Source organism: Nonomuraea sp. NPDC050680, from assembly GCF_040654555.1.
Taxonomy (GTDB): domain Bacteria; phylum Actinomycetota; class Actinomycetes; order Streptosporangiales; family Streptosporangiaceae; genus Nonomuraea.
Map to the genome: position 1 here is coordinate 117,905 of NZ_JBFAIF010000008.1, position 17,103 is coordinate 135,007.

A 17,103-nucleotide genomic window follows, 5' to 3' on the forward strand; every position below is an offset into this window, starting at 1 on the left:
CGTACAGCCTACGGAACGACCGGCCGGCCCATGGAACGACCGCCTATGAGATGACGGCGACCGGCAGTCTGTGCAGGTCGGCGACGGCGTCCGCGTAGACCTCCATCAGCCGCGACGACGTGGCCTGCCAGCCGAAGGCCGCCGCGTGCTCACGGGCGCCGGCCGACAGGCCGTCGCGCCAGGCCGGCGCGGTGACGAAGCGACGCAGCGCGCGGGCCCACTCGTGCGAGTCGTGGCCGTCCACGAGCACGCCCGACACGCCATCCTGTACGGCCGTGCGCAGCCCGCCCACGGCGGCCGCGGCGACGGGGGTGCCGCACGCCTGTGACTCCAGGGCGACGAGGCCGAACGACTCGCTGTAGGACGGCACGACGGTCACGTCGGCCGCGCGGTACCAGTCGGCCAGCTCGTGCTGCGGCGCGGGCGGCACGAGCCGGACGACGTCGGAGATGCCCAGCTCGGCGGCGAGCTCGGCGAGCAGGGACGGCCTGGCCAGGCCGTTGCCCGACGGGCCGCCCACGCACGCGACGACCAGGCGCTCGCGCAGCGAGGGGTCGTCGATGAGCATCCGCGAGGCGGCGCGCAGCAGCACGTCGGGCGCCTTCAGCGGCTGGATCCGGCCCACGAACAGCAGGACGTGCGCGTTCTGCGGCAGTCCGAGGCGGCGCCGGGAAGCCCCTTGTGAAGCGGGCTGGAAGACCGTGAGGTTGACACCCGGGTTCACGACCGCGACGCGTTCCTCCTGCGCCCCGTACAGCTCCATGAGCTCGTTCGCCTCATCGGCGGTGTTGGCCACGAGCCGGTCGGCGATCTCCACGACCTGCTGCTCACCCACTACGCGGGCCGGCGGCTCGGGCTGGTCGTTCTGGGCCAGCAGCAGGTTCTTCACCTTGGCCATGGTGTGCATGGTGTGCACCAGAGGCACGCCCCAGCGCTCCTTGGCCAGCCAGCCGACCTGGCCGGACAGCCAGTAGTGCGAGTGGATGACGTCATAGCGGCCGGGGTCGTACATCGCCTCGGTCCGCAGCACGCCGGACAAAAACGCGCAGAGCTGGCCGGGCAGGTCGGCCCTGGTCAGCTCCTCGTACGGTCCGGCGGTCAGGTGGCGGACCATGACACCGGGGGCGAGTTCGGACACCGGTGGCAGGTCACGCCCAGTGGCCCGGGTGAAGATCTCCACCTCGACGCCGGACTCGGCCAGTCGCTTGGCCGATTCGACGATGTACACGTTCATCCCGCCGGCGTCGCCCGTGCCGGGCTGTTCCAGGGGGGACGTGTGCATGCTGATGGTCGCGACCCGGTTGACCCGTCGTCGCCTCACCCGACACCACCTCCAAACGCATTACAACTATGCCGAGCATCCCGACATTCCCGACAAGCGGGGTGTCTGGGCAGGCCTGGCAAGATGTCGGCCATGAAGAAGACGGCTGTGGTGACGGGCGCGAGCAGCGGGATCGGTGAGGCGACGGCGCGGCGCCTGGCCGCCGAGGGCTACGACGTGGTGGCGGGCGCGAGGCGTCAGGACCGGCTGGACAAGCTGGCCGCCGAGGTGCCCGGCATCCGTCCCGTGTCCCTGGACGTGACCTCTCAGGAGTCGGTGGACGCGCTGGCGGCCTCGCTCGACCGGTGCGACGTGCTGGTCAACAACGCCGGTGGCGCGCTCGGCATGGAGCCGGTGGCCGAGGGGCTGCTGGACGACTGGCAGCGGATGTACGACACCAACGTCCTCGGATCGCTGCGGATGACGCAGGCCCTGGTGCCCATGCTCGTCGAGTCGGGCGACGGAGTGCTGGTGATGCTCACCTCGACCGCGGCGCTGGTGGCGTACGAGGGCGGGGGCGGCTACGTGGCCGCCAAGCAGGCGCAGCGGTCGATGGCCGAGACGCTCAGGCTGGAGCTGGTCGGGCAGCCTGTGCGCGTCGTGGAGATCGCGCCGGGCATGGTCCAGAGCGAGGGCTTCGCGGTGAACCGCTTCCGCGGCGACGAGGCGGCGGCCGCCCGCGTGTACCAGGGCGTGCCGGATCCGCTGAGCTCCGACGACGTGGCCGACGCGATCGTGTGGTGCGTCACCAGGCCCGCGCACGTCAACATCGACCGCCTGGTCATACGCCCGCGCGCCCAGGCCGCCCAGCACCGGGTGCACCGCGTCGGTGGCTAGGCCGGTCGGTTCGATCACCAGGGGCACGACCGGGCACAACCGGCTGCGGCGCGCCGACCGGTGGATCGCCGCCGCGCACGGCCGCATGTTGCGCGGCGCCGTCCGGCCGCTGGCCGTGGACCTCGGCTACGGCGCCTCCCACACCACCACGCTGGAGCTGTTCACCCGCCTGCGGCGGATCAGCCCGGACATCGAGGTGGTGGGCATCGAGATCGACCCCGCGCGAGTGGCCCTGGCCAAGCCGTACGAGCGCGCCGGCCTGAGCTTCGCCCTGGGCGGCTTCGAACTGCCGGTCTCGCGTCCCCCGCTGCTGATCCGGGCCTTCAACGTCCTGCGGCAGTACGGCGAGGCGGACGCCTGGCGCTACTGGGAGGCGCTGCGCGGCCGGCTGGCCCCCGGCGGTGTCCTGGTGGAGGGCACCTGCTCGGAGAGCGGCCACCGGGCGATCTGGGCCGGCCTGGATCGGGACGGCCCGCGCACGCTCACCCTCTCGGCCAGGTTCGACGCCTTCGACCGCCCTTCGGACCTGGCCGACCGCCTGCCCAAGACCCTCATCCACCGCAACATCCCCGGTGAGCGCATCCATACGTTCCTGAGCGACTTCGACCGTGCCTGGGCGAGAACCGCCCCGTACGGCGCCCATGGCCGCCGGCAACGCTGGCTGGCCGCCGTGGACCTGCTGGCGAGCTCCTGGCCCATCCACCGGCATCCGCCGCTCGGCGGCACGGCCAGATGGCGACTCGGCGAACTGACCCTCCCCTGGGACTCCGTGGCGCCCCTCTGACAGCCCTCTAAAGAGCTTCGGAGAAGGCCGCGTAAGCGACCGCGTCGAACAGGACGAACCGCACTTCGTCCACAGCTGTGGAAACATCCCGCACGGTGCGCAGCGCGATGCGGGCTCCGTCGTCCAGCGGCCACCCGTAGATGCCGGTCGAGATCGCGGGAAAGGCCACCGACCGGGCCCCCAGCGAGTCGGCCACCAGAAGCGACTCCCGATAACACGAGGCCAGGACTTTGGAGCGGTCATCCGTCCGCGAATAGACCGGCCCGACGGTGTGGATCACCCAGTTGGCGTCGAGCCGTCCGGCGGTCGTGGCCACGGCCTGCCCGGCCGGCAGTCCCTTGCCATAGTGGGAAGCCCGCAACTCCCGGCAGGCGGCGAGAATCTCCGGCCCGCCGCGCCGGTGGATCACGCCGTCGACCCCGCCCCCGCCCATCAGCGACGAGTTGGCGGCGTTGACGATCGCGTCAACCGTCTGCGCGGTGATGTCCCCCTGTACGAGCGTGACGTCCATCTCACCAGCATCCCGGATATCTGCTCGACGCTTTGTAGTACTACGCTGAAGCGTGTGAAGGGTCTTGGCGAGCTCGAACGCAGCATCATGGACATCATCTGGGCGGGGAGCAACCCTCTGACGGCCCGTGAGGTCGGCAGGCTCATAGCCGACCGCGATCTGGCCCCGACCACCGTCATGACCGTCCTCGACCGTCTGACCCGCAAGGGGTTCCTCCAGCGGACCCGCGACGGCCGCGCCTGGCGCTACGAGCAGGCGGCCAGCCGCGACGCGTACATCGCTGAGCTTATGCTGGAAGCTCTGGACCTGACGGGCGACCGCTCGGCCGCCCTCACCCGCTTCGCCCAGGCCGTGTCCGGCTCGGAGGCGGAGATCCTGCGCAGGGCTCTCACGGAGCTGGAGCTGGAGGAAGAGTGACCACGGCAGCGACGCTGGCAGCGCTCGCCCTGGCGTGCGGGCTCGGCTCCTGGCGTCTCACGACTGCCCGCTGGACGTCTCGCGCCCCTCGGATCGCCATCATCCTCTGGCAGTCCCTTGGCGTGGCCTGGGGCCTGGCCACGACGGGCGCCATGCTGGCGTACGCCGTCCAGCCCTCCGGGCTGGGCATCCTGCCGGGCATGGCCGCCTTCCTGAGTGGCGAGCGCCCGCGTGGGACCTGGGATCCGCTGCACGTGACGGCGATGATCGCCGGGCTGACCTCACTGACCGTCCTCATCGTGGTGCTGATCGCCGCCGGTGTGCAGGCGCTGCAGGCACGCAGGCGGCACCGCGTGCTGCTCGCCCTGATCGCCCGTGACGACCCGGGCGTGCCCGGCGTGCGGGTGCTCGACCATCCGAGCGCGGCGGCCTACTGCGTGCCGGGGCTGCGCTCGCAGGTGGTGGTCAGTGAGGGCGCGCTCAAGCTGCTGTCGCACGACGAGCTCACGGCCGTGCTCGCGCACGAGGCCGCGCACGTACGGGAGCGGCACGACCTGGTGCTGCTGCCGTTCGCCGCCCTGCGCCGGGCCCTGCCCTGGTCCAAGGTGGTCTGCGAGGCGCAGGCGCAGGTCGAGCTGCTCATCGAGATGGCCGCCGACGACCGCGCGCGGCGCTACTGCTCGCCGCGCAGGCTGGCCACCGCCCTGCTCAGGTTCGGCACGGCCGGCGCCATGCCGACCCCGCAGGGCATGCTCGGCGTACGCGCCCAGAACGTCATGGCCCGGGTGGACCGCCTGATCAAGCCAAGTCCTTCACTGCCCACCGCGATGCGCTTCAGCATCCTCGCGCTGTCCGTGACGCTGGTCACCGCCACACCGTTCCTCTGGACCATCCAGTTTTAATGCTTGCTGGCGTTTCCTTTGCGTTTGCAATTGCAAGCACTCTGGGGCACACTAGAGGCATGGCACTACCGAAGGTCGGCTCGATCGGCGAATACATCCGCGAGCAGCGGCAGCAGGCGAAGATCTCGCTGCGCCAGCTCGCGGCGGCCGCAGGGGTGTCCAACCCTTACCTCAGCCAGATCGAGCGCGGTCTGCGAAAGCCGAGCGCGGAGATTCTCAACCAGATCGCCAAGGGTCTGCACATCTCATCGCAAGCGCTCTACGTGCAGGCGGGCCTGATCGAGGATCGCGAGCCGCCGAGTGATGTCATCACCGCGATTCGCGCCGACGCGACCCTGACCGGGCGGCAACGCCAGGTGCTCATCGATATCTACGAGTCGTTTCGCAAAGAGAAGCGCGCCGAAGACGAGCAGACCTCCCAGAACGCTCATCTCCGGCACGACTCCGAATCGGACGACGAGCCGCTGCCTGAGGATTATCTCGCCGCGCTTGAGCCTTTTGCGGCGTCCACCGGCAATGGCACCGCCAACCAGGAAACCAAGGAAGGTTAACCCATGACGCTGGCCACTGAGGTCAAGAAGCTCACCGACTCCAAGCCGTTCTACGCCGTGGCGGGTGCGGGCGACTACGCCGTGGAGAAGCTGCGGGAGCTGCCCGACCACCTGCTGAAGCTGCAGTCCCGGCGCGCCGAGATCGCCAAGGACCTGCCTGAGAAGGCCCGCACCTACGCCGACAAGGCCGAGGGCTTCGCCAGGGAGTTCCCCGAGAAGGCGCGCACCTACGCCGACCAGCTGACTGTGCTGGCCACCGAGGTCTACGAGGACTTCGCCACCCGCGGGCGCAAGGTCGTCAGCAAGACGACCGGCGAGGCCGCGCTGGAGCTGGAGGAGGTGTCGGAGGCCGCCGAGCCGGCCGTCGCCACCCCCGTCAGGAAGCCCCGCACCACCAAGGCCACCACGCCCAAGGCCTGACACCACGCCGAAAGCCCGCCTCCGCACGGAGGCGGGCTTTCCGCTTCGGGGGTGCCCGTTTGTCGGGGGCGCCTACTAGGCTGGGGCCGTTTCATCGCGAGCGTTGGGCGGGACTCTTATGGAAATTGTCAACGGCGGCTTGAATCTTCTCTTCCTGCTGCTCGCGGTCGGCATCTTCGGCATGTCGGTCTATGCGCTGGTGCACGCGGCGCGGGTGCCGACCAACGCGTTCGTGTCGGCCGGCAAGCTGCAGAAAAACCTCTGGCTGATCATCCTGATCCTGGCCACGCTGTTCTCCGCCGCGGGCGCGTGGTCCTACTTCCAGGCCTTCATGTTCCTTGGGGGCCGCGAGTTCCTCGGGATCGGGCTGGGGTTCTTCTCGATCATCGCCGTCATCGCGGCGACGATCTACGTCGTCGACGTCAAGCCCGCCGTCAAGGGCATGGGCGGGCGCGGCGGCAACAACGGCCCCTATGGGCCTTGGTGATCTTTCCCGGGTAGGCGGCCGACGGCGTCCGCCAGCCATTGGGCCAGGTGGAGATGGCCCTCGGCGGTCGGATGGATGCCGTCGGGGAGCAACTGGCCGGACGGGGTGCCGGTGATCCGCTGGTCGGCGAGCGGGTCCAGGAAGGGCACTGCTTCCTGCTGGGCCAGGCTCGACAGGGCGTCACGCAGCCGATATGCCTTGCGTGGGGTGTCGTGCAGCCAGATGGGGCCGATCACGAGGATCCGGGTTCTCGGCCAGTGGGTCCGCGCCTCGAAGATGAGGCTCGCCGCCGCTCGCCGTACGCTGGTCGGGGACCACGGGCAGTCGTTGTGGCCGCCCGAGATGATCAGCACATCGGGCGCGGGACGCCAGGCCAGCTCGGCCTCGAACGACTCCTGGAACGTACGCCCGACGCGGCCCTGGTTGAGATAGCCGGTGCCGCCCGCGCCCGCGATGACCGGTTGCCAGCCGAGCAGGCGAGCCGTCTCGGCGGCATAGGTCCGCCAGGGCGGGACCGGGCCGGAACCGACCGTGAAGCTGTCGCCGACGAACATCACGACCGGCGCGGTCGGCGCGCTCCGCGGCAGAGGCGACTCAGAATGAAGCTGCGCCGGGCTCGGCCAGGATTCACCAGCCCCACCACTGCATCCCGCTATAGCGCAACAAATCCCCAATATCGCGACAGCCGGTGCGATCAGGGCTCGATCCAGCAGGCCGCGCATAACCACCTCGGGGCTTAAGCTGCCGACATGACTCATGACCTCCACGGGCGGACAGAACGGCTCGAATTGTCGGATCAGAATCTGCGCGACTTCGAGGCCGTCGTCCTTGACTCCACACCCGACGGAATCGTGCTGAGCAAGTCGGCATTCTATCCGGGCGGAGGCGGTCAGCCGGCGGATCACGGAGTTCTGCTCTGGCAGGGGGTGGAAACTCGGATCGTCGGAGTGCGCAAAGGCGATGATCTGCACCTGATTCCGGCAGAGGGCGACCCGGTCCCGCCGGTCGGCACGGTCGTTCAGGGGGCGGTGGCCGACGCGCGGCGTTCCGCCCTGATGCGTACCCACTCGGGGCTGCACGTCCTGTGCGGCGTCGTCTTCCGCGACTACGGCTCGCTGGTGACGGGCGGCAACATGGACGAGCTGAGCGCGCGGATGGACTTCAACCTGCCGGAGCTGCCGCCGGGCTTCAAGGAGGCGGTCGAGGACGCGTGCAACGCCGAGATCGTCGCGGACCGGCGCATCGACGTACGGGTGCTGCCGCGCGAGGAGGCGTTCAACATCCCGGACATCATCCGGACGGCGACGAACCTGGTGCCGGCGCACGTGGCGGACGTCAGGATCGTCGACATCGTCGGGCTGGACACCCAGGCCGACGGCGGCACGCACGTCGCCTCGACGAAGCAGATCGGGCGCATCAAGGTGGCCAAGATCGAGAGCAAGGGCCGCGGCTTCCGGCGCCTCCGCATCGCCATCTCAGACTGACGCCTCCGCATCGCTACCTCAGACTGACGCCTCCGCATCGCTACCTCAGACTGACGCCTCCGCATCGCTACCTCAGGCTGACGCCTCCGCGTCGCGGTCCCGGACCAGCGCCTCCCGGTCGCGCTCCCGGACTGGTCATGACCTGGCCTGGCCTGCGGTCTCGATGATCCCGGACAGCCCGTCGAGCAGCGGTCGCAGACCGAACTCGAAGAGCCGGTCGAGGTTGAAGTCGAAGTCGCCGTCCATCCGCCGGATGACGTCGGCGAACGTGGGATAGGCGCCCGAAGTGGCGACGGCCGTCAGCTGCGCGTCCTGGGCCCGCATCCATTCGTCCTCGGTGAGGCCGGTAGCGGCCTGCGCCTGTGACTCCAGCTCGAAGTTGGCGGCGATCCCCTGGACGTAGCTGTACATCAGGATGTGCACATGCATCATGCTCTCCGGGTCGAGGCCGTGGCCGTCGACCGCCGCCAGCGCCCATTCAGCGTGCCTGAGCAGGCTGGGTGACGGCAGCGGCCGGGTCAGCGAGGTGATCCGGGTGAGCCACGGGTGCCGCCGGTAGGCCGCCCACTGCACGCGGGCCGCCACCTCCAGCCGGGCCCGCCAACCGGGGGGCGGCTCGGCGGGGAGCGGGAATTCGCCGAACACCTGATCGATCATCAGCTCGACCAGGTCGTCCTTGCCGCCCACGTGACGGTAGAGCGACATCGTGGCCACGCCGAGCCGACCCGCGACGCCGCGCATGGACAGCGCGGGCAGCCCCTCGGCGTCGGCGATCTCGACGGCGGTCCGCACGACACGATCCCGCGTCAGATCACGGGCCGGATCACGGGCCGGATCACGAACCGCGTCACGGACCGGATCACGGAAGGCCGGATCACGAGCCGGGTCTCGTGTCGGCTCCCGGGCAGGGTCTCGTGTCGGTTCCCGGGCCGGCTCTCGTGTCGGCTCCCGGCTGGGGACGGGGAGGTCGCCGTGCGGGCGCCGTGGTGACCGGGCCGACGGTCCGGCGACGACCGTGCCGACGCGCGGCTCGGCCACGACCACGCCTTCCTGCCCGAGCCGGGCCAGCGCCTTGGCGGCCGTGGCCAGGGCCACGTCCCAGTCCCTGGCCAGCTGCCTGGTGGAGGGCACCCGCTCCCCGACCCGCAACTCGCCGTCCGCTATGCGGCGCTTGATGTCCTCGACGATCCGCACGTACGGCGGCACGGCTTCCACAGCCACCCGACCTCCCCAACCCTGTACTAGTACAGAGATTAGCAGATTCCCAGTTGCAAACCCTGTCTGTACGCCGTACATTCACCTCGTACAGCGTCAACAACAAGCAAGGGAGAACCCCATGAACGTCCTCATCTCCGGCGCCAGCATCGGCGGACCCGTCCTGGCCTACTGGCTGCGCGAGCACGGTTTCGACGTGACCGTGGTCGAACGCGCCCCCGCCCCCCGGCGAGGCGGCCAGGCGATCGACATCCGGGGAGCCGCTCTGGAGGTGGCCGCGCGCATGGGCATCCTGGAGCAGGCGCGAGCCATGAAGACCGACATGCGCGGCATGTCGATGGTCGACGGCGAAGGCAACGAGCTGATGCGCACCACCGAGGAGACGATCAGCGGCGGCCGGCTGGACAGCCCGGACATCGAGATCATGCGCGACGACCTGACCGCGCTCGTCATCGCCGCTTCGGGCAGCGGCACCGAATACCTCTATGGCGACTCGATCGCGGCGCTCCACGACGACGGCCAGGGTGTCCAGGTGACGTTCGAGAGCGGGGTGCGGCGGCGCTTCGACTACGTGGTCGGCGCCGACGGCCTGCACTCGAACGTGCGCGGGCTGGTGTTCGGCGAGGAGTCGCAGTTCATCCACCATCTGGGCATGTACGTGGCGATCTACAGCGCCGACAACTTCCTCGGCCTGGACCGCTGGCAGGTGTGGCACCGCGAGGGCGAGGCGGGGTTCGGCCTCTACACCGCCCCCGGCAACGCCTCGATACGGGTCAACATCGGCTTCGGCGGTGAGGAGGTCGCCTACGACTACCGCGACGTCGAGCAGCAGAAGCGGCTCATCGAGGAGCGCTGCGCGGGGCTGGGCTGGGAGACGCCCCGGCTGCTGAAGGCGATGTGGGCGGCCGACGACTTCTACTTCGACGCGATGGCGCAGATCCGGATGGAGCGCTGGTCCGAAGGCCGGGTGACGCTGGTCGGCGACGCCGGCTACTGTGCCTCGCCGCTGTCGGGCCAGGGCACCAGCCTGGCGATGGTCGGCGCGTACGTACTGGCTCAGGAGTTGTCCAGGGATCCGCACGGCGCGTTCGACCGCTACGAGGCGCGGCTGCGGCCCTTCGCCGAGCTCAACCAGGCCCTCGCCCTGGAGAACCCCGGTCAGGGCGCGGCTCCGGAGAACGTCCAGCGGGCCGCCAACGGCATCGTGCTCGGCTGATCCCGCCTGCCCGCGCAAGGTGTACGAACCGCTACGATGTGCCGCCATGACGGGTATCAGGCGCACGCTGGCCATACTGGGGGCCGTCGCTCTGTCGCTGAGCGCCGTCCCCGCCACGGCGGCGGCCGGGATCACCGACGAGGTGACCATGAGCCTCGCCAAGGACGGCACGCTGCACGTGGTGGAGAAGATCAGCGGCGGCTCGGGGGAGCTGAAGCGGACGTTCCTCACCAGGACCCGCTTCGACGACGACAACGACCGGCTCTACCAGATCTCGAACGTCAAGGGCGGCACGCTCACCGGCGACGTACTGACCATGAAGGGGCCGGGCACCGTCCAGTACGACGTCAAGGGGGCCGTGACGCCCGCGGGCGCCATCGAGGAGCTGCGCTGGTTCGCGGTGAACGGCTGGAGCACGCCGGTCACCAAGGCGACGGTCAAGGTGAGCGGCCCTGGCCAGGTGCAGAACCTGTCGTGCTTCGCCGGTGAGCTGACCTCGGCCATCGGCTGTACGTCCGCCTCCATGGACCACGGCGCCACCGAGGCCGCCTTCGAGCAGCAGAACGTGGGCCCCGGCCAAGCGCTGACCGTGGTCGTCGGCTACGCCAAGGGCTCCACCGGCGGAGCGCCGATCCTGGAGCGGCGCTTCTCGCTGGCCGGCGCGTTCACGCTGAACGGCGTCACCGGCGGCGCGCTCGCCGCCCTGCTGGTCCTCCTGCTCGGCGGCGTCGGCCTGCTCTACTGGACGCGCGGACGCGACTCCAGGGCTGCCGGGCACGAGCGCAACTCGGTCGCCCCTGTGCAGAACGGGCACTTCTCCCCGCCCGACGGCGTCCGGCCCGGCCAGATCGGCACACTCGTGGACGAGCAGGCCGACGTGGTCGACGTCACCGCGACGATCGTGGACCTCGCGGTCCGCGGCTACCTGCGGATCGACGAGCAGCCGAGGCAGACCTACGACGCACCCGACTGGACGCTGGTCAGGCTGCCGAACGCGCCGGTCAACACGCTGCTGCCGTACGAGCGGGCGCTCTACGACGCCATCTTCGACGGGCGCGACATGGTGCTGCTGTCCCAGCTGTCCGGTTCGTTCGCCAGCCACCTGGGCAAGGTCCGCGACGCCCTCTACGCCGACGTGGTGACGCAGGGCTGGTTCGCCCGCCGTCCCGACACCGAGCGGACCCGCTGGACGGTCATCGGCGTGCTGCTCATCGGCGTGGGCCTGCTGGCCACGGTGGCGCTCGCCTGGTTCACCACGTACGGTCTGCTGGGCCTGGCGCTGATCATCGCCGGTGGCGCCCTGGCGGTCGGCGGCCAGTACATGCCCGCCAAGACCGCCAAAGGCTCGGCCGCGCTCGCGCACACGATGGGTTTCCGCGAGTACCTGTTCTCCGGTGACCTCGGCGAGGTGCCCGAGCAGCACCGGGTGGAGCTTTTCTCCCGCTATCTCCCGTACGCGGTGATCTTCGATGGCGTGGAACACTGGGCCCGGGTCGTCGCCTCGGTCACCGGCAACGGGCACGAAACCGACAACCTGTACTGGTATCACGGCCCGGCCGAGTGGGACCTGTCCAAGTTCGCCGGGTCGATGCGGACGTTCACCACGACCACCTCGGGCGCCATCTCGGCCAGCCGCCAGTTCCGCACTTTGTAGGGCCCGGCGAAGGCCTGACCAATCTGATCCGATCCCGTCTACGACGGATTCGGGCGGGGCAGCGCCGCGGCCTCCTCCGCGGGCATGCCGCCGTGTTGGTCTGGCGGTAATTCCCCCGCTCATGCTCGGCCAGCCCGTCGGGGACAGCGTGTTCGTGTCCTTGCTGTGGATTGTCGTCATCGCGGTGCTCTTCGCCCCGCTGGGCGTGTGGGCCTACCGCCGCCGCTGACGCGCGGAAACGTCGGCGGGCGGGGCCGCAGCCCCCGAATAAACGGCTGGGGAAATGTCGGTGCCATTTGATACAACCGACCCTGCGGCGTCCTGGGCGGGGGCGGCATGGCTCGGGGAGGCGCGGGTGACTGTCACAGGAGCGGTTCAGCAGGCTGAGTTCTCGGTCGTGGGGGTGACCCACGACCGGCGTGGACCGGCTCGCTGGATTTGGTCCCATCTGCGCCGCCAGCCGCTCTATCTGAGCGTGTTCTTAGTCGGAGCCATCGCGATGGTGGTTCTGAACGCGGCGATACCCGGTCTGGTGGGTGCCGCGTTCGACGCGGTGGCCGGCCACGGTGAGCTGCTCCCCATCGTGGGCGCTCTGCTGGGGATCGTGCTGGCCCGCGGGTTGCTCGACATCGGCGCGCGCCTCAGCAGCGAACTGCTGGCCAGCCGGCTCAACCGGGATACCCGCGATGAGCTCTACGTGAGTCTGCTCGGCAAGAGCCAGACCTTCCACAACCGGCAGCGGGTCGGCGACCTGATGGCCCGGGCGGCCAACGACATCAAACAGCTGCGCATGCTGGTCTCACCTGGTCTCGACATGATCGTCGACTCCGGTTCGCAGGCCTTCATCCCCCTGGTCTTCATCGCGCTGATCGACGTGCGGCTGCTGCTGGTGCCGGCGAGCTTCCTGGTGGTGTTCGGGCTGGCGCTGTGGCATTACATGCGGCAGCTCAACCCGGTCGCGACCGGGATGCGCGAGCAGTTCGGTTCGCTCAACGCCCACCTGAGCGAGGCCGTCCGGGGCATCGAGGTCATCAAGGTGACCGCGCAGGAACGCCAGGAGCGACTCCGGTTCCACCGCAACGCGCGGCTCTACCGCGACCTGTCCGTACGCGAGGGCCTGGTCCGGGCCCGCTATCTGCCGACTTTGCTGCTCGCCCTGGCGATGGCCGCCGCCCTTTGGCACGGCGTCGCCCTGCACACCGCCGGGGATCTCACACTCGGCCAGCTGATCGCCTTCATGGGTCTGATGACCCTGCTGCACTTCCCGACGAACGTGTCGACCTTCACCTTCTCCCTAGTCCAGCTCGGGCTGGTCTCCGCCCGCCGGATTCTCGAGATCATGAACGCGGACACCGAGCTCCACCAGCGAGCCGACGGCCACACCGCGGCCATGCGCGGTGAGCTCGTCTTCGACGGCGCGTCGTTCTCCTACGCGGGCTCGCTGGTGCTCAGCGGTGTCTCCTTCACCGTGCGGCAGGGCGAGACGGTGGCCATCGTCGGCGAGACCGGTTCCGGCAAGAGCACCCTGACCAAGCTGGTCCCGCGGATCTTCGACGTCGACTCCGGCCGGATCCTGGTCGACGGCGTGGACGTACGCGACTGGAACCTCAACTCGCTCCGTTCGCAGATCTCCACCATCGAGCAGGACATCGTGCTGTTCTCCCGGTCGATCGCCGAGAACATCGCCTATGGGCTGGGTCAGCGGGCCGACCGGGAAGCCGTCGTCCGCGCCGCCGAAGACGCGCAGGCGGCCGAGTTCATCGACGAGCTCGACAACGGCTACGACACCGTGATCGGCGAACGTGGCGTCACCCTCTCCGGCGGCCAGCGGCAGCGCCTGGCCATCGCCCGGGCGCTGCTCACCGACCCGGCCATCCTGATCCTCGACGACTCGACCAGCGCCATCGACTCCGCCACCGAGGACCGCATCCAGGAGGCGATCGAACGCGTCCAGTCCGGCCGGACCACACTGCTGATCACCCACCGGCTGTCCCAGATCCGCCGGGCCGACAAGGTGCTCCTGATCCGGCGGGGCGAGCTGGTCGACTTCGGCACCCACGACGAGTTGCTCGGCCGCAGCCCTCTGTATCGGCGGATCTTCTCGCGCTACGACGAAGTGGAGGTGCCGGTCTGATGGGGTTCTTGATGGACGGTCTGGAGGCCGAGGACTACGACCGCACCTACACCGATCGTGAGCTGCTCCGCCGCGTCGTCGGCTACTTCTGGCCGAAACGCTGGACGATGCTCGGCGTCGCGTCGATGATCGTGCTCGGCTCGCTGACCCAGGCGGCGGTCCCGGTGATGATCAGCTGGGGCATCGACCGGATCGTGCACGGCGGCGGCATCTGGACACTGGCCGGGGGCATACTGCTCGCCGGTGGGCTCGGCTGGGTGTTCAACTTCGTCCGGCAGTGGCTCAACGCGAAAGCCACCGGCGACGTGGTCCTCACCCTGCGCGAGGACGCCTTCGACGCCGTTCTCGAACGGGACCTGTCGTTCTACGACGAGAACCCGTCCGGGCGGATCGTCAGCCGGGTCACCTCCGACACCGATGACTTCGCGAGCGTCGTCGGCCTCAGCATGGATCTGCTCAGCCAGGTGCTGGTCGTCGGATTCGTCACCGCGCTGCTGTTCACCCGGAACGTCCCGCTGGCCCTGCTGACCCTGCTCATCGTGCCCATCGTGGTCGGCTGCGCGCTGCGGTTCCGGAAGATCGCCCGCTCCACCACCCGGCGGGCGCAGCGCTCGATGAGCCGGGTCAACGCCAATCTCACCGAAACCATGGGCGGGATCGCGGTCGCCAAGAACTTCCGCCAGGAGCAGCGGGTCTACGACGAGTTCCGCCCAATCAACGAGCAGAGCTACGCCGTACAACTGCGGCAGGGGTTCACCTTCGCGTCGATCTTCCCACTGCTGTTCCTCGTCGCCGGGCTGGCCGAGGTCATGCTGGTCCTGGCGGGCGGCAACGCGGTCCGCGACGGCGGCCTGTCGGCCGGTGACTGGTACCTGTTCTTGCAGGCGGTCGCGTTCTTCTGGTTCCCGTTGACGTCGATCGCCGCGTTCTGGTCGCAGTTCCAGCAGGGGCTGTCGGCGGCCGAGCGGGTCTTCGCGCTGATCGACGCCACCCCCAGGGTGGTGCAGACCGATGCCCTGCCGGTCGGGCGGCTGGCTGGGCGGATCGAGTTCCGAGACGTCAGCTTCGGCTACTCCACTGAGACCCCGGTCCTCGAGAACTTCAATCTCTCGATCGAGGCCGGGGAGACCGTGGCGCTGGTCGGCCACACCGGGGCGGGGAAGTCGACACTCAGCAAGCTCATCACCCGGTTCTACGAATTCTCCGGCGGCACCCTCCTGATCGACGACCGGGACATCCGGTCTCTGGATCTGGCCGCGTACCGCCGCCAGATCGGGGCGGTGCCGCAAGCGCCGTTCCTGTTCAGCGGCACGGTCGCGGACAACATCCGCTACCCGCGCCCCGAGGCGAGCGACGATGAGGTGCTGGAAGCGGCCATCGGTGTCGGCGGCGGCGACTGGATCGAGGCGCTGCCGGACGGCCTGGCCACCGACGTGGGCGAGCACGGCCGGTCCCTGTCCATGGGGCAACGGCAACTCGTCGCCCTGGCCCGGCTGCTCGTCCAGGATCCGGCGGTCGTCGTCCTGGACGAGGCCACCGCCAGCGTCGACCCGCTGACCGAGGCCCAGATCCAGGAGGGGCTGGACGCGGTGCTGGCCGGCCGTACCTCCATCGTGATCGCGCACCGGTTGTCCACGATCGAGCACGTGGACCGGATCGTCGTGCTGGACCACGGCCGAATCGTCGAACAGGGCGACCACACCAGCCTGCTGGCCCGGGGCGGCCGCTACTGCGAGGTGTACAACACCTACTTCCGCCACCAGTCACCCGACTATCGCCCCGGCACCGGCTTCGTGGCGGTCACCACGTGAACCCGCTCGCTCGATCGAAGACCGTCAGCCAGTCGTGGTCGTCAACGAACTGGCGCTGATATGGACGCCAAGGACGATCGCCGCACTCAGCGCGAGACAGTGACCACGTGACGGGCAGCGTGACGGGCGATGACCCGCCCGAACAGGCCTGGTCGCCAGACGGGTCGCACCAGCGAAGGCGACGGCGTCGGATTCGAACAGGTTCCCGGCACCGCCTGCGACGCGGGCAGAGAAAGGAGGCGGACTGGTGAGCGAGAACCAGTACGACACATGTGTCATCGGGTCCGGGCCCGCGGGGCCGGCGGTCGTGAGGGCGTTGGCGGAGCGCGACCTTCCGTACACCCACATCGAACGGCGCATCGGGCAGGCGGGCTGTGGGACATAGACAGCCGCTCAGCGGAGGCGCAGTTCGCCCACGGCGCGTCCGCCGCCCATCAGCGGCGGGCGGGCCATCATGTCCAGCTCAGGGGCGTCCAGGCCGAGCGAGCGCAGCGCCGCCACCGTGGCGGGCGTGCGGGCCCGCTGCGCGCCGTCCTCGACCTTGACGGCGCCCGCCCGCCCGTCCTCGAACACGAACGCGTCGAACCCCTCCGCGCCCACCTTGACCATCAGCCCCGGCAGGGCCCGCATCAGCTCGGCCTCCGGCCTGATCGTGCCCGAGGTCCACTCCGGGTTCGCGCGCATGGCGTCGAAGATCCGCCGCTCGTACGAGCCCGCCTCCCCCAGGGCCAGCGCGCGGAAGGCCCGCGTCACGCCCACCATCGAGACGAAGAACAGCGGCGCGCCGCACCCGTCCACCCCCGAGGCCGCGACCCGCTCGCCCGTCAGCTCCTCCACCGTGCGGCGGATCGTCCGCTGCAGCGGATGCGCCGGCTCCAGGTAGGTGGCGAGCGGCCAGTCGTTCAGCACACAGGTGGCGAGCATGGCGGCGTGCTTGCCCGAGCAGTTCATGTAAACGCGGCCCAGGTCGGTCGCCGCCCGCTCGAAGGGGTAGTCCTCGGGGCAGAGCAGCGCCGCCTCCGTCAGCCCGGCCTCCGCGAGGATCTTCCGCACGCCGTCCACGTGATACGGCTCACCGGAGTGGGAGGCGCAGGCCAGCGCGAGGAGTTCGCCGTCGAGCGCGAGCCCGGCGCGGAGCATGCCGAGCGCCTGGAGCGGCTTCATGGCCGAGCGCGGCGAGGCCGGCACGTGCACCGCGCCGTGCACCGCGACCGGATCGCCCGCGGCGTTCACGGTGAGCATGCGCACGTGATGGGTCGACTCCACGAACCCGGACCGGACAACCTCCACGACCAGCGACATTCGCCTCCCCTTTCGGCATGAGTCTACGAAGCTTTTGACCTGGGCCAGAATGAGGTC

The 17,103-nt window shown here is 69.7% G+C and carries 17 protein-coding genes; 12 read left to right on the forward strand and 5 right to left on the reverse strand.

Features of this window, described 5'->3' with window-relative positions:
- Nucleotides 1-43: 43 nt before the first annotated feature.
- On the reverse strand, nt 44-1,282 hold the full coding sequence (gene mshA, locus AB0H88_RS26580; protein ID WP_357649323.1) for a D-inositol-3-phosphate glycosyltransferase: 1,239 nt from the start codon (nt 1,280-1,282) through the stop codon (nt 44-46).
- A 132-nt stretch (nt 1,283-1,414) separates the two neighbouring features.
- Here mshA and AB0H88_RS26585 point away from each other — a divergent pair, with 132 nt between their 5' ends.
- On the forward strand, nt 1,415-2,158 hold the full coding sequence (locus tag AB0H88_RS26585; protein ID WP_357648858.1) for an SDR family NAD(P)-dependent oxidoreductase: 744 nt from the start codon (nt 1,415-1,417) through the stop codon (nt 2,156-2,158).
- Nucleotides 2,151-2,942 carry a class I SAM-dependent methyltransferase gene (locus tag AB0H88_RS26590; protein ID WP_357648859.1) on the forward strand — a complete coding sequence of 264 codons (792 nt, stop codon included), beginning with the start codon at nt 2,151-2,153 and terminating at the stop codon, nt 2,940-2,942. Before AB0H88_RS26585 ends, AB0H88_RS26590 begins: the two co-directional genes overlap by 8 nt.
- Before the next feature lie 7 nt (nt 2,943-2,949).
- Here the strand turns inward: AB0H88_RS26590 and AB0H88_RS26595 are convergent, their stop codons facing one another.
- Nucleotides 2,950-3,453 (reverse strand): O-acetyl-ADP-ribose deacetylase, encoded by a 504-nt coding sequence (locus AB0H88_RS26595; RefSeq protein WP_357648861.1) that lies wholly within the window; start codon nt 3,451-3,453, stop codon nt 2,950-2,952.
- A 54-nt stretch (nt 3,454-3,507) separates the two neighbouring features.
- On the opposite strand from AB0H88_RS26595, the gene AB0H88_RS26600 reads away from it, so the two are divergent.
- From AB0H88_RS26600 to AB0H88_RS26620, 5 genes are all read left to right on the forward strand, one after another.
- Complete coding sequence (locus AB0H88_RS26600; protein ID WP_357648863.1) at nt 3,508-3,870, forward strand: BlaI/MecI/CopY family transcriptional regulator; 363 nt, start codon at nt 3,508-3,510, stop codon at nt 3,868-3,870.
- Entirely contained in the window at nt 3,867-4,772 is a 906-nt protein-coding gene (locus AB0H88_RS26605) for a M56 family metallopeptidase (protein ID WP_357648865.1), read from the forward strand. Before AB0H88_RS26600 ends, AB0H88_RS26605 begins: the two co-directional genes overlap by 4 nt.
- 59 nt (nt 4,773-4,831) lie before the next feature.
- Nucleotides 4,832-5,323 carry a helix-turn-helix domain-containing protein gene (locus AB0H88_RS26610; RefSeq protein WP_357648867.1) on the forward strand — a complete coding sequence of 164 codons (492 nt, stop codon included), beginning with the start codon at nt 4,832-4,834 and terminating at the stop codon, nt 5,321-5,323.
- A gap of 3 nt (nt 5,324-5,326) precedes the next feature.
- Entirely contained in the window at nt 5,327-5,743 is a 417-nt protein-coding gene (locus AB0H88_RS26615) for a hypothetical protein (RefSeq protein WP_357648869.1), read from the forward strand.
- A 139-nt stretch (nt 5,744-5,882) separates the two neighbouring features.
- Nucleotides 5,883-6,230 (forward strand): DUF2516 family protein, encoded by a 348-nt coding sequence (locus AB0H88_RS26620; RefSeq protein WP_357648871.1) that lies wholly within the window; start codon nt 5,883-5,885, stop codon nt 6,228-6,230.
- Here AB0H88_RS26620 and AB0H88_RS26625 read toward each other — a convergent pair.
- Nucleotides 6,215-6,784, reverse strand: a complete 570-nt coding sequence (locus tag AB0H88_RS26625) for an SGNH/GDSL hydrolase family protein (protein WP_357649325.1) — start codon at nt 6,782-6,784, stop codon at nt 6,215-6,217. The genes AB0H88_RS26620 and AB0H88_RS26625 overlap by 16 nt on opposite strands.
- Nucleotides 6,785-6,979: 195 nt before the next feature.
- Here AB0H88_RS26625 and AB0H88_RS26630 point away from each other — a divergent pair, with 195 nt between their 5' ends.
- Nucleotides 6,980-7,714 carry an alanyl-tRNA editing protein gene (locus AB0H88_RS26630; protein ID WP_357648873.1) on the forward strand — a complete coding sequence of 245 codons (735 nt, stop codon included), beginning with the start codon at nt 6,980-6,982 and terminating at the stop codon, nt 7,712-7,714.
- Nucleotides 7,715-7,849: 135 nt separating this feature from the next.
- Here the strand turns inward: AB0H88_RS26630 and AB0H88_RS26635 are convergent, their stop codons facing one another.
- Entirely contained in the window at nt 7,850-8,935 is a 1,086-nt protein-coding gene (locus AB0H88_RS26635; RefSeq protein WP_357648875.1) for a TetR/AcrR family transcriptional regulator C-terminal domain-containing protein, read from the reverse strand.
- Nucleotides 8,936-9,050: 115 nt separating this feature from the next.
- On the opposite strand from AB0H88_RS26635, the gene AB0H88_RS26640 reads away from it, so the two are divergent.
- The 4 genes from AB0H88_RS26640 (at nt 9,051) to AB0H88_RS26655 (ending at nt 15,744) form a co-directional block, all read left to right on the forward strand.
- Complete coding sequence (locus AB0H88_RS26640; protein ID WP_357648877.1) at nt 9,051-10,145, forward strand: FAD-dependent monooxygenase; 1,095 nt, start codon at nt 9,051-9,053, stop codon at nt 10,143-10,145.
- Nucleotides 10,146-10,191: 46 nt separating this feature from the next.
- The gene (locus AB0H88_RS26645; RefSeq protein ID WP_357648879.1) at nt 10,192-11,799 is read left to right on the forward strand and encodes a DUF2207 domain-containing protein; all 1,608 of its coding nucleotides are present in this window, start codon (nt 10,192-10,194) and stop codon (nt 11,797-11,799) included.
- Nucleotides 11,800-12,274: 475 nt separating this feature from the next.
- Nucleotides 12,275-13,933, forward strand: a complete 1,659-nt coding sequence (locus AB0H88_RS26650) for an ABC transporter ATP-binding protein (protein WP_357649328.1) — start codon at nt 12,275-12,277, stop codon at nt 13,931-13,933.
- Nucleotides 13,933-15,744, forward strand: coding sequence for an ABC transporter ATP-binding protein (locus AB0H88_RS26655; RefSeq protein ID WP_357648881.1), 1,812 nt, complete (start codon nt 13,933-13,935; stop codon nt 15,742-15,744). Before AB0H88_RS26650 ends, AB0H88_RS26655 begins: the two co-directional genes overlap by 1 nt.
- Before the next feature lie 393 nt (nt 15,745-16,137).
- On the opposite strand, the gene AB0H88_RS26660 is transcribed toward AB0H88_RS26655, so the two are convergent.
- Entirely contained in the window at nt 16,138-17,046 is a 909-nt protein-coding gene (locus AB0H88_RS26660; RefSeq protein ID WP_357648883.1) for an asparaginase, read from the reverse strand.
- Between the last annotated feature and the right edge of the window lie 57 nt (nt 17,047-17,103).

Excerpts from the sequence above, each read along its gene's own strand:
- AB0H88_RS26625 (WP_357649325.1), bottom strand. The coding sequence starts at position 6,784 with ATGTTCGTCGGCGACAGCTTCACGGTCGGTTCCGGCCCGGTCCCGCCC.
- AB0H88_RS26645 (WP_357648879.1), top strand. The coding sequence starts at position 10,192 with ATGACGGGTATCAGGCGCACGCTGGCCATACTGGGGGCCGTCGCTCTG.
- AB0H88_RS26630 (WP_357648873.1), top strand. The coding sequence starts at position 6,980 with ATGACTCATGACCTCCACGGGCGGACAGAACGGCTCGAATTGTCGGAT.
- AB0H88_RS26655 (WP_357648881.1), top strand. The coding sequence starts at position 13,933 with ATGGGGTTCTTGATGGACGGTCTGGAGGCCGAGGACTACGACCGCACC.
- AB0H88_RS26615 (WP_357648869.1), top strand. The coding sequence starts at position 5,327 with ATGACGCTGGCCACTGAGGTCAAGAAGCTCACCGACTCCAAGCCGTTC.
- mshA (WP_357649323.1), bottom strand. The coding sequence starts at position 1,282 with ATGCACACGTCCCCCCTGGAACAGCCCGGCACGGGCGACGCCGGCGGG.
- AB0H88_RS26660 (WP_357648883.1), bottom strand. The coding sequence starts at position 17,046 with ATGTCGCTGGTCGTGGAGGTTGTCCGGTCCGGGTTCGTGGAGTCGACC.
- AB0H88_RS26640 (WP_357648877.1), top strand. The coding sequence starts at position 9,051 with ATGAACGTCCTCATCTCCGGCGCCAGCATCGGCGGACCCGTCCTGGCC.
- AB0H88_RS26595 (WP_357648861.1), bottom strand. The coding sequence starts at position 3,453 with ATGGACGTCACGCTCGTACAGGGGGACATCACCGCGCAGACGGTTGAC.
- AB0H88_RS26585 (WP_357648858.1), top strand. The coding sequence starts at position 1,415 with ATGAAGAAGACGGCTGTGGTGACGGGCGCGAGCAGCGGGATCGGTGAG.
- AB0H88_RS26610 (WP_357648867.1), top strand. The coding sequence starts at position 4,832 with ATGGCACTACCGAAGGTCGGCTCGATCGGCGAATACATCCGCGAGCAG.